Origin of the sequence: Bradyrhizobium arachidis (genome assembly GCF_024758505.1) — a bacterium.
GTDB lineage: Bacteria > Pseudomonadota > Alphaproteobacteria > Rhizobiales > Xanthobacteraceae > Bradyrhizobium > Bradyrhizobium manausense_C.
In genome coordinates, this window is record NZ_CP077970.1 from 6,922,509 (window position 1) to 6,945,553 (window position 23,045).

The 23,045-nt window shown below is 59.9% G+C and carries 20 protein-coding genes and 2 pseudogenes; 14 read left to right on the forward strand and 8 right to left on the reverse strand.

All coding sequences use genetic code 11. The annotated features are described in order from the left end of the window. Positions 1–28: 28 nt before the first annotated feature. Positions 29–535 (reverse strand): cupin domain-containing protein, encoded by a 507-nt coding sequence (locus tag KUF59_RS32075; protein ID WP_249141250.1) that lies wholly within the window; start codon positions 533–535, stop codon positions 29–31. Positions 536–663: 128 nt separating this feature from the next. Continuing rightward, a complete protein-coding gene (locus tag KUF59_RS32080) occupies positions 664–2,103 on the reverse strand; it encodes an IS1182 family transposase (RefSeq protein WP_258767417.1) in 1,440 nt (479 codons plus the stop codon). A gap of 344 nt (positions 2,104–2,447) precedes the next feature. Here KUF59_RS32080 and KUF59_RS32085 point away from each other — a divergent pair, with 344 nt between their 5' ends. Then, a complete protein-coding gene (locus KUF59_RS32085) occupies positions 2,448–3,401 on the forward strand; it encodes a sensor histidine kinase (protein ID WP_212462900.1) in 954 nt (317 codons plus the stop codon). Between the two features lie 803 nt (positions 3,402–4,204). Here KUF59_RS32085 and KUF59_RS32090 read toward each other — a convergent pair. Both KUF59_RS32090 and KUF59_RS32095 read right to left on the reverse strand, forming a co-directional pair. Continuing rightward, positions 4,205–4,504, reverse strand: a pseudogene (locus KUF59_RS32090) (septal ring lytic transglycosylase RlpA family protein); the annotation flags it as partial. A 641-nt stretch (positions 4,505–5,145) separates the two neighbouring features. Further along, positions 5,146–7,026, reverse strand: coding sequence for a caspase family protein (locus KUF59_RS32095; protein WP_212462898.1), 1,881 nt, complete (start codon positions 7,024–7,026; stop codon positions 5,146–5,148). A 288-nt stretch (positions 7,027–7,314) separates the two neighbouring features. On the opposite strand from KUF59_RS32095, the gene KUF59_RS32100 reads away from it, so the two are divergent. After that, the gene (locus KUF59_RS32100) at positions 7,315–7,932 is read left to right on the forward strand and encodes a tetratricopeptide repeat protein (protein WP_212462897.1); all 618 of its coding nucleotides are present in this window, start codon (positions 7,315–7,317) and stop codon (positions 7,930–7,932) included. 431 nt (positions 7,933–8,363) lie between these two features. On the opposite strand, the gene KUF59_RS32105 is transcribed toward KUF59_RS32100, so the two are convergent. Beyond that, positions 8,364–8,573, reverse strand: a complete 210-nt coding sequence (locus KUF59_RS32105) for a PRC-barrel domain-containing protein (protein ID WP_258767419.1) — start codon at positions 8,571–8,573, stop codon at positions 8,364–8,366. A 46-nt stretch (positions 8,574–8,619) separates the two neighbouring features. Then, positions 8,620–8,820: a hypothetical protein gene (locus tag KUF59_RS32110; RefSeq protein WP_258767420.1), complete on the reverse strand. Its 201-nt coding sequence runs from the start codon at positions 8,818–8,820 to the stop codon at positions 8,620–8,622. A 500-nt stretch (positions 8,821–9,320) separates the two neighbouring features. Here KUF59_RS32110 and KUF59_RS32115 point away from each other — a divergent pair, with 500 nt between their 5' ends. The 4 genes from KUF59_RS32115 to KUF59_RS32135 all read left to right on the forward strand — a co-directional run bounded on the left by KUF59_RS32115 (position 9,321) and on the right by KUF59_RS32135 (position 11,781). Then, positions 9,321–9,515 (forward strand): hypothetical protein, encoded by a 195-nt coding sequence (locus KUF59_RS32115; RefSeq protein WP_212462846.1) that lies wholly within the window; start codon positions 9,321–9,323, stop codon positions 9,513–9,515. A gap of 292 nt (positions 9,516–9,807) precedes the next feature. Next, on the forward strand, positions 9,808–10,776 hold the full coding sequence (locus tag KUF59_RS32120) for an ABC transporter substrate-binding protein (protein ID WP_212462845.1): 969 nt from the start codon (positions 9,808–9,810) through the stop codon (positions 10,774–10,776). Positions 10,777–11,242: 466 nt separating this feature from the next. Further along, a complete protein-coding gene (locus KUF59_RS32130) occupies positions 11,243–11,431 on the forward strand; it encodes a hypothetical protein (RefSeq protein WP_212462844.1) in 189 nt (62 codons plus the stop codon). 179 nt (positions 11,432–11,610) lie between these two features. Further along, positions 11,611–11,781 carry a DUF3606 domain-containing protein gene (locus KUF59_RS32135; RefSeq protein ID WP_212462843.1) on the forward strand — a complete coding sequence of 57 codons (171 nt, stop codon included), beginning with the start codon at positions 11,611–11,613 and terminating at the stop codon, positions 11,779–11,781. A 46-nt stretch (positions 11,782–11,827) separates the two neighbouring features. On the opposite strand, the gene KUF59_RS32140 is transcribed toward KUF59_RS32135, so the two are convergent. Continuing rightward, the gene (locus tag KUF59_RS32140; protein WP_212462842.1) at positions 11,828–13,024 is read right to left on the reverse strand and encodes a GAF domain-containing sensor histidine kinase; all 1,197 of its coding nucleotides are present in this window, start codon (positions 13,022–13,024) and stop codon (positions 11,828–11,830) included. A gap of 111 nt (positions 13,025–13,135) precedes the next feature. On the opposite strand from KUF59_RS32140, the gene KUF59_RS32145 reads away from it, so the two are divergent. The 8 genes and pseudogenes from KUF59_RS32145 (at position 13,136) to KUF59_RS32180 (ending at position 21,102) form a co-directional block, all read left to right on the forward strand. Next, positions 13,136–13,528: a response regulator gene (locus KUF59_RS32145; RefSeq protein ID WP_258767421.1), complete on the forward strand. Its 393-nt coding sequence runs from the start codon at positions 13,136–13,138 to the stop codon at positions 13,526–13,528. A 471-nt stretch (positions 13,529–13,999) separates the two neighbouring features. Then, positions 14,000–15,652 (forward strand): winged helix-turn-helix domain-containing tetratricopeptide repeat protein, encoded by a 1,653-nt coding sequence (locus KUF59_RS32150; protein WP_258767422.1) that lies wholly within the window; start codon positions 14,000–14,002, stop codon positions 15,650–15,652. A 187-nt stretch (positions 15,653–15,839) separates the two neighbouring features. After that, positions 15,840–16,277: pseudogene (locus KUF59_RS32155) on the forward strand (IS110 family transposase); the annotation flags it as partial. A gap of 336 nt (positions 16,278–16,613) precedes the next feature. Beyond that, on the forward strand, positions 16,614–17,267 hold the full coding sequence (locus KUF59_RS32160; protein ID WP_258767423.1) for an OsmC family protein: 654 nt from the start codon (positions 16,614–16,616) through the stop codon (positions 17,265–17,267). 31 nt (positions 17,268–17,298) lie between these two features. Continuing rightward, complete coding sequence (locus tag KUF59_RS32165) at positions 17,299–18,543, forward strand: NAD(P)-binding domain-containing protein (protein ID WP_212462838.1); 1,245 nt, start codon at positions 17,299–17,301, stop codon at positions 18,541–18,543. Between the two features lie 11 nt (positions 18,544–18,554). After that, entirely contained in the window at positions 18,555–19,724 is a 1,170-nt protein-coding gene (locus KUF59_RS32170) for an NAD(P)/FAD-dependent oxidoreductase (protein ID WP_212462837.1), read from the forward strand. 4 nt (positions 19,725–19,728) lie between these two features. Further along, positions 19,729–20,226 carry a MaoC family dehydratase gene (locus KUF59_RS32175; protein WP_212462836.1) on the forward strand — a complete coding sequence of 166 codons (498 nt, stop codon included), beginning with the start codon at positions 19,729–19,731 and terminating at the stop codon, positions 20,224–20,226. A 3-nt stretch (positions 20,227–20,229) separates the two neighbouring features. Next, positions 20,230–21,102, forward strand: a complete 873-nt coding sequence (locus tag KUF59_RS32180) for a DMT family transporter (RefSeq protein WP_212462835.1) — start codon at positions 20,230–20,232, stop codon at positions 21,100–21,102. A gap of 541 nt (positions 21,103–21,643) precedes the next feature. Here KUF59_RS32180 and KUF59_RS32185 read toward each other — a convergent pair. Continuing rightward, entirely contained in the window at positions 21,644–22,675 is a 1,032-nt protein-coding gene (locus KUF59_RS32185; protein WP_212462834.1) for an IS110 family RNA-guided transposase, read from the reverse strand. Between the last annotated feature and the right edge of the window lie 370 nt (positions 22,676–23,045).

Sequence of the window (23,045 nt, forward strand, 5' to 3'; positions counted from 1 at the left end):
CAAGCGGACCCGCCACCGCCAAGTCGCATCAAGTCAAACCAAAACGCGCGCACAAATCAGGGACACTCTCGAAATCCATATCCAATTCATATTTCTGAAGAAGCGGGGCAGCTTTTATTCTGTCGGGCCAAATTTCGCGCAATTCGCGAAAGTAATTTTCGAAACCGCCGGGTGAAATTACTTCGATGATTTCGCACGGAGTGTCGCCCGCGTTCCAGAACGTATGCCACTGCCCTCGCGGCTTGAACACCCATGTGCCCGGTTCGGCTGTGACAACATCGTCGCCCAGCAGCGCCCCAAAGGTGCCGGTCAACACATACGAATGCTCGTCTTCGCGGTGGTGACGGTGCAAGGGCGCCGCCAACGTGCGGGGCGGCAGCTGATGATGAATTACGGAGAAGCGGCCGCCGGTTTGAGGACCATCGATCTTCCATTGCGTGCCGAGGCGCCCAGAGTGAAATTTCTCACCGGCCGCAAACGGAATCAATAGTGGACCGGATAGAAAAGGGGATCGACCCGAGAACTCACGTTCCATGTTATCTCCCTTATCGTGTGTGGCGCATTCACGTTAAAGCATTTCTTGAATAATGTCTGCTGCGGGTCTTGGCCGTGTAAAAACACGCTTCCCAGGGAGGTCGGAGAGAAGCCAAGACCGGTTCGGTCTCAGGCCGCGATCGCAGCCATCAGCGGCTTGGTCCCGACGATGTTCATGACCCGCGTCAGATTGTAGGCGAGGACCGAGAGAGCCATCTCGGCGGCTACTTTTGGGAGCGTTTTGGTGAGGAAATGTGTCGCCCCCATGCGGGCTTTCATCGTGCCGAACGGATGCTCGACCGTCTCGCGACGCTGGCGCATGGCTTGTGGGTTTGCATCGAGGCGCTGCTGCACAGCCTCGAGCAGATGCTCGTGCTCCCATCGCGTAATCCGCCGCTCTGGCCCGGTCGTGCATTGCGATTTGAGCGCACAATTTTGACAGGCCGTGGTCCAGTAGCGCCGCAGCATCTTGCCGTCTTCTTCGTTTGTATATCGATACGGCAATCGCTCCCCAGCTGGACAGCGATAGGCGTCCTCCTCTGGCAAATACGCAAAGTCCTGCTTACCGAAGCGCCCCTCCGATTTGGCGCCCGACGTCTGCGGCTTGGGCAGAGTTACCGTGATGCCGGCCTCGTGGCACGCGAGGATCTCCGTGCTGCTGAAGTAGCCGCGATCGGCAACGGCCTCGAGCGTCTCAGCCTTGAGAACACCCTTCGCTTGCTTGGCCATGTTGGCAAGTTGTGCCCGATCTGAGCCGCTGTTCGTTACCTCATGCGCCACAATCAGATGGTGCTCGGTGTCTACGGCGACCTGCACGTTGTAGCCGACGACGCCGGAACCGCGACCGCTCGTCGCCATCGAACGGCTGTCGGGATCGGTCAGTGAGATTTGCTGGTCAGGCGACGCGAGCATCTGCTTCTCGTAAACGGCAAGCTTGCCCATCTCCTCCTTCAGCTTCGTCAGCTTCTCGGTAAGCCTCGTTATCTTCGCGGCCAGCGCCTCCGTCGGCTCCTGTCGATCGGCCGTGTCAAGTTGGCTCAGATAGCGCGCGATGCTCTCCTCCAACTGAGCACGCCGCCGCTCCACCTTGGCGCGCGTGAAGTTCCTGTCCCGGTTGTTCACGGCCTTGAACTTGCTGCCATCGATGGCGACGCTCGCCGTCGCGAGAAGGCCCATCTCACGGCAGAGTTCGACGAAGCGCGCACATACCTTGCGCAGCGCCAGGCCGTTATCTTTGCGGAAGTCCGCGATCGTCTTGTGATCAGGTGCGAGCCGCCCCAGCAGCCACATGACCTCGACATTGCGTCCGGCTTCTCGTTCGAGCCGCCGGCTCGACTGAACCCGGTTCAGATAGCCGTAAATATAAAGCTTAAGGAGAACAGAGGGGTGGTACGAGGGCCGACCAGTCGCCGCCGGCTCCACCCCCTCAAAGCTCATCTCCGCCAAATCGAGCGCATCGACAAACACGTCAATCACGCGGACAGGGTTGCTCTCGTCAATGAAATCATCGAGGCATTCGGGCAACAGCGTCCATTGCCCACGATCCGCCTCTTCAACGAAGCGCCTCATCAATTCCCCCGCAGAATCACGGGAGAATCATATCAGCAGCACCGCGTTTTCACACAGCCAGGGTCAAAGGCTGCCCTCTCGCGGCCGCATCACATTGGTCGGCGCAACGCTCGGAAGCAGACACCGGGGCGCTCTTCAAGGCGGGCAGCAACGGGCCATTAGCGAACTTGGGCCAAATCCACGGAATAGGCGCTAAGCGATCTACGACATCGTTCAGGTGAAATGGTTCCCAGAGACCAGGCAGCCCTGTTGACGCGGAGCTTTTAAAGCCCCTTAGTTTCCAATGTCGCCGGGCGATTGGAGCGGCGAAGGCACGGTTGTGACTGCTTATCGGTTTTTCGTTGATGGAACGCCTCCTTTACCTCCTGCCGCCAAAGCCTCAAACTGTGGCGTTACGCTACGGCGTCTCAGCGCTCCTAATGGCGTGCAGCCTCGGCGTATTCGCAGCGATGGAGGCGCAAAGCGGATTTATCGGCCTGTATATTCTGTTACCCGCGATCTTCCTCGCGGGTCTGATGTTCGATCGGGGCAGCGCATTCTTCGCGACCCTCCTGGCGGTGGCAGGCGTGTTGTGGGTATTGCGTTTGCAGTTGTCGTCCGCGCTCGCTCTCCCGCTGCTCTTCTTTACCTTCATAGGGATTGCTTTTGCCGCGTTCGCGGAACTCCTTCGCAAAGAAATGGAAAAGGTCGTTGCCTCAGAGCGGTCAAAGACGCTCTTGCTTCAGGAGGTCGCGCACCGTACCAAAAACAACCTAGCAATGCTCAGCGCAATGGTGCGCTTGCAATCTCGCACCCTCGGTCAAGAGGCATCCGACGAGCTGGAAAAGACGTCACAACGCATCCAAACCATGGCCGAAGTGTACGACCACCTTATGCTGCGCGACGAGACAAAGATCGTCGACCTGAAGGAGTACATCGGCAACATCGCGCGGAGGCTTATGGCGCTCAGCGGCGACAAGCCAGTCGCAGTACGTTGCGAACTAGACGAAGCGTATGCGCACAGCGAGGTCGCGGTACCTATTGCGATTATCATCAACGAATTGGTTACTAATAGCATCAAGTACGGCTTTCCCGATGACCGACCGGGGCAAATCCTCATTACGCTCCACACGAACGACGAACTGGTGATCTCGGTCTCAGACAATGGCGTCGGAATGCCGGGGCATGAACAGGCGAGAAAGGGCTTCGGTTCGAAGGCAGTAGCGCTATTGGTTCAACAGTTAAACGGCAAGCTAGTGTACGAGGATGCACAGCCGGGTTGCCGCGTGCTACTTCGGATGCAGAAGCCGAAGCTATAGCCACGGCAAGTGCGGTCGGCTCGCAGTATTTGTGCGTTGCTACAGTATCTCGGATGACCGGTTTGGGTCAAAAGCGCGGATTCAAAGATAGACAAAAGAGGTCCGCTCTACGCCCAACTGCCGACGGACCATTCGATCACGGGTCCCTCTGGCATTTGATTCATGCGGGGGTAATTCGCACCCCGGCCTCGCGGCAGCCGGAGGCTTCGAAAAGTTAGGTTGACAAGGTTGACACTGGTTGACGCTGCGGTTGACGGGACGAGATGCCAGATCTTGTGGGGTTCATTTCGAGTGGATCAGTTCAGTGAACTGCTTTCGAAAATCGTCGCGAAATTCGGGAGGAGGAGGGTGCAGTCAGGACTGGTGATTGATGGTCAGGAGCAATGACAGAGCAGGTTGAATTGAACGACATGAGCGTGGCCGGAACTTCTCGCTCGCACCAGTCAGTCGCTAGCTGCAAACCCCCTCAATGCCGCCCAACTGGCTTGTTAGCCCTAGCTGGCAGCTAGGGCTGCATGTGGACGCGCCGCGGGACCGGCTGGGCGTGCGTCCAGGCTGTGATGGTCGGCACCCATTGCAATGGCCGGCTCCCCCGAGTTGGCCCGGCGGACGCATGAGCATTAGCCCTTGCTGACTGCTAGGGCTAGTTGCCGGAGAACGAGGGGTGGGTGGTCGATTCCTCTGCGCCTCCTCCCCCGCGCGGACCGGCCGCACTCTGTCGCGAAATTAGGTAGGCGGAGGTTGGAGAATGCCGGTCGACGTTGATACCCCAAGAGGGCGAAGTGCTCGCGCGTGGATTTCGCCTAGTCGACCACCTCCACGTCGACGTGCGCGATGCCAGGTCCGACCAGGCCGAGTTCGCGCGCCGGGGCCAGTGCCAGGTCGAGGACGCGCCCACGGACGAAAGGGCCGCGATCATTGACAGTGACCACGACCGACCGGCCGCCGCGCGACACCCGCAACTTGGTACCGAACGGCAGGCAGCGATGCGCGGCCGTTGGCAGTCGATGGTCGAAGCGCACACCGGAGGCCGTGCGACTGCCGCTTTCGTTGGAGTAATAGGAAGCCACGCCGGAAAAGGAGCGCTCGCACGCCGTGCCAGGGCCGACAAACAGGCATAGCAGCGCCATCGCCACGAACGGCGTTTTCATAAGACCTCTCTCGGGCTTGGAATTAGCAGCCGTCGTTGATCGAGGCGCGGGTTGGGACGCTCTCGAGCACGATCCGGCCGATCGTCCAGACGGTCAGGCCAGCTGTCACGGCCGCAGCGACAGCGGCGGCCAGACGGCCAATGGTCTCAAACGAGCGAAGTTCCTAGCAGTCCAAGGGACGCGGCTCGAACCGAAGTTCGTGGCTGACATCGAGTACCGAGCTACCTGCTCGCGCGTGCCGACGGAGTGATCGAACAGAGCCTTCTTGTTGCGGCGCATGTGTCCGGTATTGGCCTCGTGGTTGACCTTAGCTCAGAGCGCTACGAGGTCTGCTTCCGAGCGTCGCGCAAGCTGCCGATGGGCACCGAAGCAGTCAGAAGCCCGTGCTGTACGCGAGGCCGGCTCCTCCTTCGAGAGGAAATGCCGATAAGACGGCGCGACATTTTTTTGGCACCACTGCGATCTGGCCGATGGCAGCGATTTCTGGGCGCCGGGGGGCGCGAGCGACGTGGAAGGCCCTCCACGCATGGAAAGATTCACGTCGCGGCCGAGAGAGATGAGCGGGATGGAAGGCGCGAACCCGCAGCTTACGTTCAGTTGCAGTTTTCGATGACGCTCGTCCCGCCGCCGCTCGTTGCGCCAGCTGTCCTGTTGCCCCAAGCTTCGAGCCGACAACCCTGTCGGACCGGACGGCAGCCCGCACTGTTGCAATAGATCTGCCCCGTCGCCTGCGTCTTCGCTGGCGCGGACTCGGTTTTCTTCCGCTCATCGTCGCGCTGCCTGGAGTCCTCGCGGGTTGCGACCGGCTTCTTCTCCTCGATCTTCTCGCACTCGTTGTCCTCATTCACCCGATAGCCGGCGCGGCACGTGATCTTGACGCATTTGTCGCCATCCGCCCGAAAGCCGCGGTCGCAGACCAACGGGCAGACGCGGCCCTGCTTGGCCTTCAGTGCATCCAACGCATCGAGGCTCGCGAGCTTCACATCAAACTTGGTGCCGGCATATTTGTTGAACTGCGTGAGCGAGCGTTGCGAGGTCGCCGTCCACTCGCCATCAGCGGAAGAGGTGAGACAGCCGACGCGCCGCAATTCCAGCTGCACGGACTTCGCCAGATCGGCGCCCGAGAGACTCGACGAAGGTGTCGGCGAGAGCGCGGCCACCTTCTGGTTCTCGGGCTCCGGCGCGACCTGTCGGTCGGCGGCGGCCTTCTCGGCACTCTGTTTGGCCGCATGCTCGGCAGCCTGCTTCTCCGCAGCCTGCTTGGCGGCAAGCTCGGCCTTGGCCTTGTCCGCCGCCTCTTTCTCCGCGAGCGACTTTGCAGCTGCAGCTTCCGCCGCCTTGCGCTTCTGCTCGGCGGCTTCCGCCTTGGCCTGCTCGAGCGCTCTCGCCTTCTCCGCGGCGATTCGCGCCTCTTCGGCGGCTTTGGCCGCGGCGGCCGCCTTTTCCAGCTCGGCCTTCTGCGCACGCTCGTGGGCAAGCCGGGCTTTCTCCTCTTCCGCCGCCCTCGCCTTCTCGGCAGCCACCGTACGCGTCTCCTCGGCCGCGATCCGATTCAACTGGCCCTTGGCGAGCTCGGTGTAGAAGCCGCTGGGGTAGCGGGCAAGAAACACATTCCAGATCTCGCGCGTGCCCAGCTGCAGCGCCAGCTCGTAGTCGCGTCGAATTTCCGCATCCGGGTTGGCCTGCGGGCCGGTTGCGACCGGCTTCACCGCGACCAGCGGCACATCATCGCCGCCGAGCGAGCCGTAGACGTAGGGCTCCTGCTTGTAACCGGTGCTCTTCAAGACATCATCGCGCACGAAGCCGAAGGCCTTGCGCAGATCGAGCCCGGGCTTGGGGAGGTGGTCGGCCAAGGCGGCGGCAAACGGACTGTTCCTGGAATCGCCGTCCGAGGCGGTGGAGCCGGCCTTAGCGGCGAAGGCAACCATCGTGTTCGGGCTGGTCGGCTCGACCTTGGCAAGCCCGCGTCCGATCGAGCGCGAGGCCACCGTCCGCTTCATCGTCTTGGCGAACGGATTGTCGCGGCAGGCATCCAGAATGACCAGCCGAAGCTGTTTGGCGGGCTCGATCGCCACCAGCAAGCGATCCAGCGGGAAGGCCTCGTCGTAAACGTCGGTGTCGGTCTCCAGCATCGCATCGGTCGGCACTAGATAGTTACTGCCGTCGACCTCGATGCCGTGGCCCGCATAATAGATGACGGCAACGTCGGCATCCCGGGTTTTGCCGCCGAACTCGCGCAGCGCCTTGCGCATGTCGGCCGCGCTCAAATCCTGCTTGACGTCGACGGCATCGAAGCCGGCCCGCTTCAGCATGCCGCCGATCAGGCCGGCATCATTCGTCGGGTTCGTCAGCCGCGGCACGCTCTTGTAGGCGGAATTGCCTATAACGAGCGCGACCCGCTTCTCGGCATGCGCCGAACCGCAGGTGAGCAAGAGGGAAATCAGTAATAAAACAACAGACCGAAAACGACTCACCGCAGTCCCCCGGAATGCAATCTTGGCAGACTAGCCGGAGCATGGCCGAAATCAAAATGCCCGCTCTGTGATGTCTATCACAAATGATCCCGTCTTATACCCCTACTCTGGTGGGCATTGGTCCGGAGGACGGAATCAACGTTAATCGCGCTCTGGTCGCGGTGGGCTTCTCCCTTCGGCCAGTTTACGGAGCGGTCCTAGACAAGGCCTTCACAGTCCTGGTCCGCAGGAGGTGCAGCAGGGGACCCTCGGTTCGGCTTTGTTGCTGCTCTGGCGGGTGCCTGTCACATGAACAACGTCCTCTTAGGCTATTCGATCGATCGTCAATTCGAGCGCAAGGAAGCAGTTCGGCTCGTTCGCTTGGCATTGAGTGTCGATAATAGCGATCCAGAAACGCTAGCATTGGCTTGCGTAACCTTGGCGTTCGTTGCAGGCGATTACGAAAGTGCGGTCGAAATGGCAGACCGGGCGGTCGCGCTCAACCAAAATTCATTTGAGGCATGGCACGCTAGAGGCTGGGTCTATTTTCTTGCTGGGTTGCCGCAGGAAGCGGTCCGGAGCTTTGAACGTGGCATTCGGATGAGCCCGATAGACCCACGGCTACACGTGTCGCTTACTGGGATGGGGATGGCCTTTATTGAGCTTCGTCGCTTTGACGAGGCCATCGTGGCCGGGAAGAAAGCGCAACGCCAGAACCCCTCCTATTCGTCCGCATACGTGTGCCTCGCGTCCGCTTTGGCCCATCTCGGGCGTGACGCTGACGCGCGGGAGGCGGTGGCTCGTCTGCTTGAGGTCGATCCCACCTACGGTATATCCGTGAGGATAGGTCGGGCGGGGCAAACAAACGCGAAGCTGATAATTGAGGGTCTTCGGAAAGCGGGGTTGTCTCCAACTGCACCGAGGTGATCGAATGACGGCTTTTGGCCCGAAGCCGACGTCTGATCGAAATGCTCGCAGGTCTGCTGATCGCGTCCAAGCGGACATCGGTCATTGCCCGACTTCTTCCATAACATTTCATTTGCGAATGATGTCCGGTGCTCGGGCAGGAGCAGGCGTGCCAGTACTATCTTCAAAGGCGCCTTTTGACCCTAGCCAGACTTCGTCATAGGCCGCCGCTCGCATCTCGCCGTCTGCGTTTGGAACCGAAACCTTTTCTAGCCTGAATGATTTACTCCCGGGGCTTCGCAAGATGCGAGGCATTCATGAACCCTCTCTCGGCGAGCGACTTGTTCCTTACGGTCGCGATCATGAGCGTCACTTTCCTGACCGAAATCACTCTTTTCATCTTGATTGGTATGATCTGAAAGAATCGCGCTGTGCGCAGCCGATGCGAAGGTCTAATTCTCCGTGAACTTGATGGTTGAGACAGGCCATCTTCCGTCATGATCTTTGATCGAAATCCGAGGCCCGTGCAATTCATCCAGCCAAACGTTCTCGACTGTGCCCGCCTTTCCGTCGGTAAGGACGACGGCTTTGCCGATCAATTCGGATTGCGCCGCACCGTACTCATTCAAAATATTTGAGGCACGGTGCTTCACCGATGGCATTGCGCCTCCACATGCGGCCGAGGCGTCCGTGCTGTTCTAGGACGGCTCAACGGCGACGTTTGTCCCAGCGCTCAGCACTGGGAATGATTGATGGCGACTGCTCTTCCAATTCGCGGAGACGGCCGATTTGCGCTCTGAGGCTCCCCGGTAATTCCGGCCCTTCTTTCAGGAACGCGCGCAGCCTTTCTCCAATTTCTTGAACGATTGCTCGGCTTTGCTTGGGATCTAGGTCAATGCGGTTGCGCATAAGAAGCCTCGTTCGGGTAAGAAAGCGCAAGCATCGGCGCCCACTCCTCCCGCAGCTCTCCCGCTTGCGAGCACCGCTGGCAATTCTGGAATGGAACCGGAGACCGCCTCTTTTGGCTATCTGCGCGAGCGCTTGTTTTTGAAAACAGCGGGCCCTGCAGTGAGGAACCCTTGGCTATCCGCGACATGCGCCGTGTAGTTAACGGCGAGCGACGGTCTCGTACTTCTAAAGTCTTGGCAGGAGCTTCCGTTCCCAAACTTTGGCCGCGCCGCCGTTCGGACGGGAATGGGGAAACAAAACAATTGGAGCGCCGGCCGACCATGAGGAACTTGCCGCGTGGATTAGATCGGGGCGCAACGTCACCGCGCTCGAACGGATTGACGAGGATGCTTACCGGACGGCGCGCAAGCAGGCGTTCCAAGGACTAGCGTCGAACAGTGCTCTCGGAACCATTTCTCGGCGTATCCGGTTAGTTCGTGGAGTCGATGGAGGAATTCGCCATGATGGAGGAATTCGCCATGAGGATCGAATATCTTGCTGCAATTGCGATAGTGGTCTTTGCCGCTGGTGCTGGACTGGCGGTCCATTCTGTCGGCTCGCTGCCGCCCGAAAAGCAGTCCACGCCTGCCGCCGCCCAATTGGCTACCCTGCTAGCTGAGTCCGTGGATCCGTTTTTGCATCGGTCCGGTGGCTAACGGCCGGCGCAACTCAAAAACGCATTGGCGCCGTTGCCTAAGTCATGGGGGCACGTCTCTTCCGGTATTTCCGATATTGCCTTTAGCGTCGATCTCAACCTTACCTTGGCGACGGCTCTTGTGGGTAGACCGGACGTGGTCGCGGTCATGACCGAATGACGCGAATGACCCGAAGCCGTCATACGGCATGCGCTGCATTTGCGACGCAACAAGTACGCCCATCGTGAGTCCGGCCACAATCGAGATATGATATTCTGCGCGACGTTGTCCTCAAGCCGTTGTGAGGATCGCAATGAAGCGGCGGGAGTTCATAGCGGCTACTGCGGCGCTGCTCGTTTCGCCACCACGCTTGCGGGCGCAAGGGCCGCCTCGCCGGATCGGTTTCTTGATCCCTTACTTCAAACAGTCAGGTCGCGACGCGTGGCGCAGCGGCTTGCGTGAAAAAGGCTGGATCGAGGGCAAGAACCTGCTCGTCGAGTATCGTTACTATGTCGAAACTCCGGATCGCGTATCGGCTCTAGCGGCCGAACTCGTCGCCCTCAACCCCGATCTGGTAATTGCCGTCGGGCCGCAAGCAGCCCTAGCCCTGAAATCGGCAACGGCCACCATTCCGATTGTCTTTGTGGCTGTGGCCGATCCCGTGGCGCTCGGCCTCGTCCAAAGCCTCTCGCATCCGGGCAGCAATATCACCGGCCTTACGACCTTGGTTCCGGGAGATTTCCTTGCAAAACGTATAGAAATCCTCCGGGAATTGGTGCCTGGCGCCTCAAAAATTGCACTCTTGGTCAATCCGAATAACCCACTCCATAGACTGGCGCTGGCCGAGGAGGCGCCTCGCGCGGCACGGAACCTGGGCGTCGCTCTGCTGATAGTTGAGGCGACCACGCCCGAGGAAATTGATGCCGCCTTTGCCTCGGCCGCCGCCCAGCACGCCGATGCTATAGTTGATGGTAATGATCCTCTGACCAATTCCCAGGGGCCGCGAGTGGTCGCACTCGCAGCGAAGCATCATCTGCCCGCGAGTTATCTTTTCCGACACGACGCGATTGGCGGATTGATCGTCTATGGCCCCGATGTGCCCGATCTATTTCGCCGTGCAGGCGGCTACGTCGATAAGGTCCTCAAAGGCACCAAGCCTGCTGATCTGCCGGTCGAGCAGCCGACCAAATTCGAGCTGGTGATCAACATGAAGACTGCCAAAGCGCTCGGCCTGACCGTACCACAGTCGTTGCTCGCTCGCGCCGACGAGGTGATCGAATAGAGACGCCGCTGCCGTGCATTAGTCCGCAATGTGGCCCTGAGGTGAAGTCGTGCAGAAGCTCACTGAGGTCCGCTATCACAGGTGAAGCGGATTCCACCCAGTAGGCTGTTGCAATCGCAGCTTTTCGAAGCGCCAGGTGTTCTGCAGCATCTCGGCATTCTGCTGGAACAGATTGGCGCTCACAGCCCGGCTCGTGGCATTTATCGGTGATGAGAACGCCGGTTGCGCTCCCGCCCCATTCTAACAAGGGAGCAGCGCCATGCGGCAGCAGCGACGCCGTCTCAAGCACATCAAGTCCCTTGAAGAAAGTCTCGCCGATGAGGCGAAGCGATTGCGCGAGGAAGCCAGATTGCTTGCACCTGGCGCGGTCCGCGACGCGATGCTCAGGAAGGCTCGGCAGGCGGAGACCGGAGCGCATGTCAGCGAGTGGCTGCGATCGCCCGGACTGCAACCGCCCAGGTGAGCCGTGGTAGATCGCGAATATCGCACCTTCATTGTCGGCCCTGATGGTCATGTGGTGGACCGTCATGATCTGGTGGGCGTGGATGAAGCCGAAGCAAGAGAGCGAGCCAGGCAGCTAGCCGGCGGACACGATGTCGAGCTATGGCAGCGTGACAAGAAGCTGGCGACGTTCCGCCATCAGCCGCTGCGGTAAGGCCGCCCGGCTACCGAAGGCCCAGATATTTCCAGCTACTGCGGAACGTTGATCCATACCGCATGTTTTCTTGATGGAGACGGAATCTTCGCGAGGAGCGAGACAGTCACCACCGCGGCCAGGGCGGTGTAACGCCCGCCCAGTCGCGGTCGTCCCCTTCCCTTCGCGAGTGAAACACAATGATCAGCCGCAAGCCCACCTATTTTCGCAATGCGCTGGACTTGAGAGACAAAGTGCAGGTCAAGGTTCTGCGCAGGCGCCTCAAGCTAACGGACGAACAATTCGCAAGCATAGTTCGCAAGTCCGGAAAATCGATCGCGGCGATCACCAAAGAAGCCGCCAAGAGCTAGGCGGGAAGCAGCGCACGGCGTCTCTGGCCATGGTACCCGCCGAGAGCTAATGGCTTTGCGGCATCTCAAAGACGAAGCTGGTCTCTTCTACGTTGGAGGAAACCTTCAGCATGCCACCATGCGCCTGGGCAATCTGCGAGGCAATATAGAGCCCAAGCCCCAGGCCCTGCTGACTGGGCCGCTCGCCACGCGTATAAGGCTTGAACAGATTGCCCATGGCTTTGTCAGATATCGGTGCACCATAGTTTGTGACGGCCAGCTCGAACACGCCATTGATCGTTCTCGCAGATACGCGTACGGGCTTTCCCTGATCTCCGTACATGATGGCGTTGCCCAAAAGATTGGAGAAGAGCTGCCCCATCTTGCCGCGATCGCAGTTGACGGGCTCTTCGATGTCGATTGAAGCTTCGATTGCGACGTCAGGCCAGACCGACTTGAGTTCGGCAATCACTTGCTCAAGGACGGGCGTCACGGGCTGCTTGGCGTCGCGGCTGATGGTCAAGCCGTCGCCCAGCCGTCCCCTGGCGAAGTCCATGATGTTGTCGACAAGGCTCGCCATGCGCAGAACCGACTTCTGAACCGTCAGGATGATCTCCGGCGCCTTCTCGGTACCCAGATTCTTGAGCAGGTATCGCATTCCCGCGTCGACGGAGGCGAGCGGATTGCGAAGGTCGTGGCCGAGAACGCCGATGAACTGTTCGCGGAGCTCTGCCGTTTTTCGTTCGTCCAGCAGGTCGGCCTGGCTGAGCCTGAGGTCCGCCTGACTTTGCTCAAGGCGCTGATTGAACTCGAGCTGGGCGGCGATCAGTTCGCCCAACAGCTGGAAGGAGCCGAGAATTTCGGGCTTGCCGAGGTCGCGCGGCTGGGGGTCGATCGCGCAAAGGGTCCCCCAGATCATTCCATTGCTCAGGATGATCGGGGCCGAAATATAACTCCTGAAGCCATACATCGCCGGCGTCGGGTGATTGCAGAAGGCGCCGTCGGACTGCACGTCATTGATGACGACTGTCTTGCCGTGCTGCCGGATTTCGTTGCAGATAGTGGTTTCGACCTGCAGCTCGCCCCCCTCCCGCAGACCGAAGTTGATGTTGTCCCGAACGGCGCAGCAAACCCATTGCCGGGACGTTACCCGGGCGATGGCAACGAAGCCCATGCCCGTCATCCTGCCGACGACATCAAGAATCTTCGGGACGGCACCAATCTGCTTGACGGCGTCGACTTCAGCCTCGATGTCAATCGTCATAACAGGCTCGAACTTGGCCTTAACTATCTGAAGTCAACGCGCGACGGTCATCAAAGTTCTGCGGAACGAACAGGCCGGCCGGAGGTTAGCTGCGGTTATGCCGGAGCGAAAGTGGCCGAATCCGCAAAGCGCAAAGACATAGTTTTGGTGGTTGAGGATGACGTGCTGGTGCGTATGAATACGGCTGATGTGATCCGCGATCTCGGCTTCTCGGTCCTGGAGGCTGTTGATGCCGATCAAGCGATCGCTCTTCTGGAATCCACGCCTGCAATAACGGTTTTGTTCAGCGACATTCAGATGCCGGGATCGATGGACGGCCTTCGACTTGCCGCTGTGGTGCGAGACCGATGGCCGCCGGTCGCCTTGTTGATTACCTCCGGCCAGGTCAGCCCTCACACCACCGACATGCCTTCCGGAGCTCACTTCATCCAGAAGCCGTATCATCCATTGCAGATTGGCGATCAACTTCGCGAACTCACTGGTGCTCAGACGGGTCAACCATAGCGAAGCGAGAGCAAGCGGTTGCCGCACTCACCAATCGATTTGAACTGGAATAGGCGTCTGGGCGAAAGGTGTTCTTATGGCCCAGAAGGCGTCCTATTCGACGTGTCCGCCTTTGGAGGCACAAACGCGCGTAAGCTGGCCGTGCACCCCTACGTTAGCCGGCACTCGGCCCTTGGCCTGTTTCTTCCATAACGTCTGATATCCGAATGCAAGTCTTGGCCCAGACGGATGGGAGATTTGTCCTCCTCTAAGGTCAGCCTTTAGTTTGAGATCTGGGAGTTCCGTCGACGAATTTTGCGATCCCGTCACCCCCTCCTGAGGCACTGGGATTGAACGACGGCCAAGGCGTCAATAAATCTCTACAGCTCTATCGAACCGGTGCCCCTGCTCGGAGCGCTCAGTTCCTCGGCTTGCATGTCGCCTGCAATCGGTATGAAAAAGTGAAATCGCATCATCGTGCCGGAGATGGTAGTGAAATACCAGTTCGCCGAATTTGAGGTCGATCTCAGCCAGCAAGAGCTACGCCGGCGTGGCGAATCCATTCATATTGAACCTCAAGTCTTCGATCTTATCGTTCACCTGGTGCGTAACCATGACCGCATTGTCAGCAAGGATGAGCTGGTTGACACCATCTGGCGCGGTCGAGTCATCTCCGAAGCTGCGCTCAGCAGCCGCATCAACGCTGCCAGGCGAGCGCTCGGCGACAACGGTAACGACCAGTTGCTCATTCGAACTGTGCATAAGCGCGGCTTTCGGTTCGTCGGGTCTGTACAGATTGGCGAAACGCCAGAGCAAGTTGGGAAGGGCACTCAGCTTAATCAAGATAAAAGTGTTGGTCCTGGAAGTGTCCCGATCACCGTTTCCGTCGCTGCCGAAGTGCCCAACCTTGACAACGTCGTTTCGGAAACCGTCAGGGCTGAGGCCGTTGCGAAGCTGTCTATAGCGGTTATGCCGTTCGACAACATTTCGGATGACCCAGAGAACGACTACTTCAGCTATGGCTTAACAGAAGATGTTATTCGTCTTCTTGCTCGGAATCGTTGGCTGTCAGTTATCTCGCGGCACTCGACCATCGCATTTCGGGGTCGGACGACGGATGCACGAGAGATTAGCCAGCAGCTAGGCGTCAAGTATGTGCTGCGCGGCAGCGTGCGAAAGAACCGCGATGCGGTGAGGATAACAGCGGAGCTGGTGCGGGCAGCGGACGGGCAGCAACTGTGGTCAGACAAGTACGATCTGCAGCTTGAGTACATATTTGATATTCAAGACGAAATGGCAAGGCAGATCGCGGCAACGATCGAACCCGAATTGTCGAAGGTCGAGCAGCAGCTCGCCGCTCGCAAGGCGCCCGAGAGCCTCAGTGCCTGGGACTGCTACCAGCGCGGCCTATGGCACTTCTGGCGATTTACCACGCCAGGGTTCGATTCCGCTGAATCCTACTTTAAACGTGCGATCGCGGAAGATCCGCACTTTGCGCGCGGACATGGCGCTCTCAGCTACGTCAACCTGCAACGCGCGTTTCTAGATGACCCAAATGATCGTCCGGCGCGGCTTGAAACGGCATTGCGACAGGCGCGGGAGGCTGTGGCTCTCGATGATCTTGATTGCTTCTGCCAATGCGTACTGGGGCGAGCCCTGTGCCTGACACATCAGAATGACGAAGCGCTGGCGGCTCTAGATGTAGCCTTAGAGCTAAACCCAAGTTTCGCACAGGCCTATTTTGCACAAGGATTCAACTTGCTGTGGTACGGCCGAGAGACTGAAGCAGAGACTCTGATTGACCGCGCAACCGTGCTCAGTCCGCGCGACAACCATCTTTGGAGCTTCCATCATGTTCGTGCTTGGACTCACTTTTCCCTTAGCGAGTATGACATAGCAGCTGAGTTCGCCCGACGGGCGACTCGACAAAGCAATGCAACGTACCAAGCATTTGCAGCACTGACCGCTTCGCTAGGTATACTCGGCGATAAGACGGAAGCAAAGGCTGCCGCTGCCGAGCTGCTGCGGCGCAAGCCTAACTACAACACCGAAATAGCCCGAAACGAGCTGTTCTTTTGCAATGATACAGATTTCATTGATCGATTTCTTGAAGGCCTGCGTTTGGCCGGCATTTCCAAATCCTAAGTTTGCCATTTGCGTGATTTGCAGGCGAAAGTCTTGGCCTGATCTGTTTGAGGCGTTGGCCGAAGTCAGCTTTTGATGTAGTGGACGACGTCCGCTCCCGGCACCGAATGTGCAAAAAGGTGATCGTTGAGGCAACGAAAAACCGGAGGGGGCGTCCACATGCAAGTTAGCACCATCGGCGTTCCAAGTGCACGGCGTGGATAGTGCGGGGAAAGTCGTCATCGGCCGTCAGTTGCGGCGCAAGCGGCTCATCGACTTCTTTAGCAAGATTCCCCCCTTGCCTGGTTGGCATGGAAGCCTGCGGAACTTCTCATCATTAGGCGCGTGATGTCTCCCAACTCGGTCACGCCGTGCGTCTGATGCCGCCGAGTTATGTCAAGGGCTATGTCAAGCGGTCGAAAAACGATGCTGCCGACGCAGCCGCCATCTGTGAGGTCGTGACACGCCCATCGATGCGGTTCGTGCCGATCAAGTCGGTCGATCAGCAAGCTTTGCTGGTGTTGCGTCGAACGCGAGATCTCCTAATCCGTCAGCGCATGTAGCTATCAACGCGCTCCGAGCCAACCTTGCCAAGTTCGACCTCGTTGCGGAGATGGGACGCGAAAGTCTCGCGCATCTTGCCGCCGTCATCGCGGACGAAAGTAATCGCGAAGCTCTTCGGTCCGCGATGAAGCAAGCGCGTCTACGCTTGACGCCGAAGACGACCGCACCCTTCCGGACGGCAAGAACCCAAGCGAGAAGAGTCGTGGGGTTTGGTCGACTTCATCGCGAAGCCGCAAGTGGTTTGAAGTTCGGGGGTGAACCATTTCTCCTCCGTATGTATTCACGCGATTGAGAGCGCTGCGTGATCGTCTTTGCCTTTGCCGTCTCACCGCCTCAGCAAGAAATCAACGGCATCTAAAGGAATTCCGCATGCTGGCTTCAAGCATGCTCGTGCACGGGCGCGTATATCGATCTGACATTGGGCGAGCGCAAAGCCCGCAAGAGCAGAGTCAGAAGATTTACGAACCCCCTTACCTCAGATTTGTCACCAAAGGAGAACGAAATGACTATTACGACGAGTGCACGCGCCAAAGTCAATAATGGCGTCAACGTCGATGCGCTGTTAGGTGCCCGTACGGCGCTCGAGCAGGCGCCTGAGGCGGCTCAGTTTAAGTGGCGGGCGAGCTGCGAATGGGTGAATGGCACGCACAGCCGCTCCGCTATCGGCAGTTTCTTCGGCCTCGGAGCCGAGCAGTCCCGCAACAAGACGTTCACCGTGGAGGCAGATCACCCGCAGGTCTTCGCATCCGAAGACAGTGCTCCGACTCCGGTCGAGCTCGTTCTGTCCGGGCTTGCGAGCTGTCTCACGGCAGGCGTTGCGGCGATTGCCCAGCGCCGCGGCATACAGCTGCATTCCGTCAGGGCTTCGCTCGAGGCCGACATGGATATTCAAGGAATTCTCGGCATCGACGACGAGGTGCGCAACGGCTTCGGTGCCATCCGCGTCCACTTCGACATTCGCGCAGATGCGAGCGAAGACGACATCAAGGCGTTGGTAGCTCAATCGCAGAGGCGGTCGGCCGTGTTCGACATCGTGACCAATCCGACGAACGTCTTCGTGACTGCTAACTGAGGACAACGGCTGGAGAAAGGGAGCGCGTGCTGTGAAATTTGCAACCGCCATCATTGTCGGCGCCGGCCAATCCGGATTGGCCATGAGCTGGCATCTTAGCACGCGTTCGATCGACCACGTGGTCCTCGAGCGCGGCGAGGTGGCCAACTCATGGCTGAAGGAGCGGTGGGACTCGCTTCGCCTTCTCACGCCCAACTGGCAAAGCCGCCTGCCGGGATACGCCTACAGTGGCGACGATCCGGACGGCTTCATGACGATGCCGGAGGTCGTCCGCTTCCTGCATCAGTACGCCAGTCTCTCGCGCGCTCCGATCGTAACGGGAGCGCGCGTCACGCGGGTGCGGCAGCAGGAGGCGGGCTACGAGGTCGAGACCAACCTTGGTGCATGGCGCTGCCGCAAGCTCGTCATAGCAACCGGCGCCTGCAATCTTGCCTCGATCCCGCAGCTTGCCGCCGGTCTGCCTGCGAGGGTGGCCAGCCTGACGCCGCTGCAATACAGGAATCCCGGTCTCCTGCCTGATGGCGGCGTGATGATCGTCGGTGCCTCGGCAAGCGGCATTCAACTCGCCCGGGAGATCCGGGCGGCCGGGCGCAGAGTCGTGCTTTGCGTCGGCGAGCACGTCCGGCTGCCACGAACCTACCGCGGGCGGGATATCCAGTGGTGGATGGACGTCATCGGCGCCATGGACGTTCGATACGACACCATGGAAGAGGACATCGAACGGGCGCGGCGGCTGCCGTCGCTCCAGCTGATCGGAACGCCGGAGCGCGTGACCGTCGACCTCAACAGCCTGGGCAAGGCGGGCGTCGAGCTCGTGGGCCGCGTTGTCGGCCTTGCTGACGGCAAGGCGCAGTTTTCCGGATCGCTCGCCAATCTCTGCGCGCTGGCCGATCTGAAGATGAACCGGCTGCTCTCCAGCATCGATGATTGGGTGAACGCGAGCGGACTCGCGCAACAGTTTCCCGCGCCGCATCGCTTTGAGCCGACCGATGTCGGGTCACAAACCAGGATCGGCCTGGACCTGAACGATGCCGGCATCGGTTCGGTGATCTGGGCGACAGGATATCGCCCCGACTACTCCTGGCTGGACGTCCCAGTGCTCGATCGCAAGGGACGCATCCGTCACGATGGCGGGATCGTTCCCGCACCGGGAATATATGTAATGGGCCTGCCCTTCATGCGCCGGCGCAAATCGTCCTTCATTGACGGAGCGGACGACGATGCTGCGGATCTCGCCGCTCACCTCGGCCACAACCTCAATCGCGCTGCTGCCTGAAAGCAAATGCCATGTACGGCCTACACAGTCTCGACTCAAATTATGACGCGGTCATCGTCGGCGCACGCTGTGCGGGCGCAGCCACCGCCCTCCTCCTGGCGCGGTCGGGTGCAAAGGTGCTGGTGGTCGACCGGCAGCCCTATGGCTCCGATACGATGTCGACGCACGCCCTGATGCGGTCAGCGGTCATGCAACTCACGCGCTGGGGACTTGCGCCGGATATTGCTGCGGCGGGAACGCCCGCGATTCGGTCAACGACGTTCCACTATGGCGATGAGGCCGTTCGGGTGGACATCAAGCCGGAGCATGGCGTCGATTGTCTGCTGGCGCCGCGACGCACCGTGCTCGATCCGTTGCTGGTCGATGCAGCCCGCGACGCCGGCGCGGCGGTTCGCCATGGCGTCGCTGTGTCCGAATTGCAATTTGCATCGAACGGCCGGGTGATCGGCGCTTCCTTGAGAGACGGCAGCGGTGCGTGCAGGACCGTCCGCGCCGATATCGTCGTCGGTGCGGACGGCCGCCAGTCGACCGTCGCACAATCAGTCAATTCAAGAGTCATCGTCGAAGGCTTCAACGCCTGTGGCCTTGTGTTCGGCTACTTTTCAGGCCTGGACCGCGATGGCCTGCATTGGCATTTCGCTCAAAACGCCGCGGCCGGCGTGATTCCAACCAACGGCGGTCACTGCGTCTTTGCGGCGGTTCCGGCTTCGCAATTCGTCGCGACATTTCGCGGCGATCTCATGCGCGGATTCCTCGGGGTGATGGCATCGAGCTGTCCCGAGCTGCGCGCCGGCATTGGCAGGGCCACGCTGACCGGCCGCTTGCGGAGCTTTGGGGGAGCCAGGAGCTACCTCCGGCAATGTCAGGGCGCAGGCTGGGCCCTCGTCGGTGATGCCGGCTATTTCAAGGACCCCCTGACCGCACACGGCATCACGGACGCCCTTCGCGATGCGCAATTGCTGTCGTGCGGAGTCATCGACGGCAGCACAAGCGGGCTTGAGGCCTACCAGCGCGAGCGCGACGAGCTGTCCTTGCCGCTTCTGCGCACCACCGACGCGATCGCCTCCTTCATCTGGGACCTCGACGAGGTCAAGCAGCTTCACGCCGATCTGAGCGCTGCCATGAAGGCCGAGGCCAGTCACATCGCGAACTTGTACCAAGAGCCGTCCCACGCAGCATAGGAGCATGAAGATGTCGACCGATTCACCCTGGACTCGCACGCTGGCCGGCCGGCCCGTGGCAGGTCGCCGCGCGGAACGAAGCCGCACCACCAGCATGCGCGATGTCGAAATGTTCACGGCGATGACGGGTGACAAGAACCCCATCCATTACGACCTCGAGCTGGCGGCCAGTTCGCCCTTCGGCGGGCTTATCGTGCAGGGCGGGGTCACGACCGGTCTCATGAATGCCGTCGTTGCCGAAGATCTCCCGGGGCCGGGCACGGTGTTCCTCGAAACCAACTGGCGTTTCGTCAAGGCCGTCCGGGTCGGAGAGACGATTACGGCAAGCGTCAAGGTCGAGCACGTCCGCGACGACAAGCCGATCTGCAAGCTGGAGACCGTTGTCCGCAACGCAAGCGGAGAAGATTGCGTGGTCGGAACTGCGACAACTTACACGATGCCGCTGTCGCAGCACGTGGCCGACCCAGGCGAAGTGCGCCATGGCCCGGTGACGGGTCATTGACGAATGAAGCAGCCTCGAATCAGGATCGGGACAATTGCTCTGACCGGTTTGGCGATGGCTGCGTTCGCGGCAAATTCAGTGCTTTGCAGGTTAGCCCTGTCCCATGCTGCGATCGATCCGGCCACATTTACCCTTGTACGCCTTGCGTCAGGCGCGTGCGTACTGTGCCTCATCCTGTCGCTTCGCCGAAAGCCTGAACCGTCCGGGGGATCGTGGCCCGCATCTGTAGCGCTGTTCGCTTATGCGTTCACGTTCTCCTTTGCATATGCCTCTCTGCCGGCCGGAACGGGATCGCTACTTTTGTTTGGTGCGGTTCAGACGACAATGGTCGGCTATGGGTTCGTCCGCGGTGAACGCTTATCCGCTTTGCAGTGGTTCGGATTAACAATCGCCGTCGCAGGACTGGCGGCGCTCGTTGCTCCCGGTGCGATGGCGCCGTCAGTGGCGGGCGCGTGTCTCATGTTGGCTGCCGGCGTTGCATGGGGCGCTTACTCGCTGCTTGGCCGTGGCATTACGGATCCCCTCAGCGCGACGGCCGGGAATTTCCTGCGCTCCGTGCCAATCGCAATTGGACCTTCTTTGTGCGTCCTATTGTTCGGCACGAACCTCACTGCCATCGGATTCGCTTGTGCGATCCTTTCCGGCGCTGTTGCGTCCGGGCTTGGCTATACAATCTGGTACGCGGCGCTCCCGGGTCTGACGCCTGCGCAAGGCGCCTCGGTGCAACTGAGCGTTCCGGTCATCACGGCATTGGCAGGCGCCTTAGTGCTCGGAGAAGCAATCTCCCTTCGCCTTTCCATATCATCGCTTGCAATACTCGGGGGAATTGCGCTGGTCTTCGGCAGTCGAGAAAGTGCGCCATCTCGTACCAGTTGAATGGCGATCGAAGACGTCACGCTAGCGGCGCCGCAAAATGGACTTTGTCAATATGTCCCGGAAATTCGCTTATTGGCCCCTCGCGGACTTGCCGATAGGCGGCGCTGATGTCTGTTTCTAAGGTCATTGCGGACGTCGCGCGCTTGCGCGCGCGTTGGACTCTCGAGGACTCGGCCTGCTCCCCCCAAAGGCCAGTTGTTCCATAACTTTCAATTTGCGAATTCCGCTTTCGGGCGCGGAGCGGACAATCAGCAGATTGGCAGGGGCGCCTTTGGGGCCATGTGTGGACGGCTCCGGGTTGGCAAGAAGAATCTTCACTTGCAGCATTGGTCGGAGCAGCCATGTGTTCGGCCTGTTTGTGCGGCTCACATGACCGCTGGCCATAATGCCCTCCGCGGATCAGGTCCCGGTCAAAACCTCGCATTCGATGATGCTGTGGCCCATGTGGGTTGTCCTGATCGCCGGATCGACCGGCACTGCATTACGTGCTGTTCGCCCTCCCAACCGTTACGTCACACCGGGTTGTCCGGCGTGATTTCGTTCACGCCGCGAGAGCGACGGGTTCCTTGTAACGTTCGTTCCTGGCCATCATCGCCCAGGCCATCCGGGCGAGTTTGTTGGCGAGTGCGATGGCAGCGACCTTGGTGGGGCGCCGGGCCAACAATCGAGTGAGCCAGGGCCGATGATCGGTGCCATGGATCTTGGCATAGCGGATCACGGCGAGCGCGCCAGCCGTGAACAGGCTGCGCAAATAGCGATCCCCTTGTTTGCTGATACTGCCAAGCTTGTCCTTACCCCCACTCGAGTTCTGCTTCGGCACGAGCCCCACCCAGGCCGAGAAGTCCCGTCCCGATCGGAAAGCCTTGGGATCCGCAATACTGGCGACCAAAGCTGTTGCCAACGCCGGCCCGACGCCGGGGATCGCGTCCAGCCGTTTGCTCGTCGCGCTGGATCGATGCCAGGCGATGATGCGGCGGTCGAACGCCAGGATCTGGGCCTTCAGTGCCCGCAATTGACTGCCGAGAGCAGCAAGACACGCACGGGCGACCTCGGGCAGCCGGTCATCGGCTGTATCGGCGACGACTTCCAGCAGTTGCTCGACACCCCTGCGCCCGACAGGGGCGACAATCCCGAACTCGGCGAGATAGGCGCGGATTGAGTTGATCACGGCAGTCTGCTGACGGATGAAGAGATGGCGGGCTCGGTGAAGCATCAAACAGCTCTGTTGCTCGACCGTCTTGGTCGGCACGAACCGCATGTTGGGTCTCGTGACCGCCTCGCAAATTGCCTCCGCATCGGTGCTGTCGTTCTTCTGCCGCTTGACGTAAGGCTTCACATAGGCCGGAGGCATCAATCGCACCGTATGCCCCAATATCTCCAGCTCGCGGGACCAATAGTGCGATGACGCGCAAGCCTCGATCCCCACCAGACAGGGCGGCAGCTTCTGGAAAAATGCCAGGACGTGCCGGCGCCTCAACTGGCGGCGCATGATCACTTGGCCGGCTGCATCAACGCCATGCACTTGAAAGACCGACTTCGCGATATCCAGGCCGATTGTCGAAATTGACTGCATAGCTTGCTCCTCCGAATCGTGGGAGCCTCAAACGGCGCCCACTCCTTGGCACTCTCGTGCCGGTGGAGGAGCCGTCCACAGCATCAGAACCGGACTCATGCAACGCAGCAACGAGTCCCCGAGCGGCTTGCGATGAGAGAACGGCCGTAGCTGGACCATGTCAGGAGGTATATTATGCGAAGGAATGGCGCTGTTGAGCCATCCCTGCGACCGGCATCGATGAGAGGGGTGCTGTGGAACAATCATCCCCGAGCATATCGATACGACCTCTCGACGTAAGCGACCTGCCGGAAGCCGGCGCAATCTTGCGTCGTGCATTCGCGGCCCAGTTTGGGATGGCGCCAGATACGTTTTGGACGGATCGGGACTT

Bases quoted from the DNA above. Each gene is read 5' to 3' on its own strand.
- KUF59_RS32170 (WP_212462837.1), top strand. From the start codon at position 18,555: ATGTACGGCCTACACAGTCTCGACTCAAATTATGACGCGGTCATCGTC.
- KUF59_RS32120 (WP_212462845.1), top strand. From the start codon at position 9,808: ATGAAGCGGCGGGAGTTCATAGCGGCTACTGCGGCGCTGCTCGTTTCG.
- KUF59_RS32135 (WP_212462843.1), top strand. From the start codon at position 11,611: ATGATCAGCCGCAAGCCCACCTATTTTCGCAATGCGCTGGACTTGAGA.
- KUF59_RS32185 (WP_212462834.1), bottom strand. From the start codon at position 22,675: ATGCAGTCAATTTCGACAATCGGCCTGGATATCGCGAAGTCGGTCTTT.
- KUF59_RS32180 (WP_212462835.1), top strand. From the start codon at position 20,230: ATGAAGCAGCCTCGAATCAGGATCGGGACAATTGCTCTGACCGGTTTG.
- KUF59_RS32140 (WP_212462842.1), bottom strand. From the start codon at position 13,024: ATGACGATTGACATCGAGGCTGAAGTCGACGCCGTCAAGCAGATTGGT.
- KUF59_RS32105 (WP_258767419.1), bottom strand. From the start codon at position 8,573: ATGCCATCGGTGAAGCACCGTGCCTCAAATATTTTGAATGAGTACGGT.
- KUF59_RS32110 (WP_258767420.1), bottom strand. From the start codon at position 8,820: ATGCGCAACCGCATTGACCTAGATCCCAAGCAAAGCCGAGCAATCGTT.
- KUF59_RS32175 (WP_212462836.1), top strand. From the start codon at position 19,729: ATGAAGATGTCGACCGATTCACCCTGGACTCGCACGCTGGCCGGCCGG.
- KUF59_RS32115 (WP_212462846.1), top strand. From the start codon at position 9,321: ATGATGGAGGAATTCGCCATGAGGATCGAATATCTTGCTGCAATTGCG.
- KUF59_RS32080 (WP_258767417.1), bottom strand. From the start codon at position 2,103: ATGAGGCGCTTCGTTGAAGAGGCGGATCGTGGGCAATGGACGCTGTTG.
- KUF59_RS32085 (WP_212462900.1), top strand. From the start codon at position 2,448: ATGGAACGCCTCCTTTACCTCCTGCCGCCAAAGCCTCAAACTGTGGCG.
- KUF59_RS32100 (WP_212462897.1), top strand. From the start codon at position 7,315: ATGAACAACGTCCTCTTAGGCTATTCGATCGATCGTCAATTCGAGCGC.
- KUF59_RS32075 (WP_249141250.1), bottom strand. From the start codon at position 535: ATGGAACGTGAGTTCTCGGGTCGATCCCCTTTTCTATCCGGTCCACTA.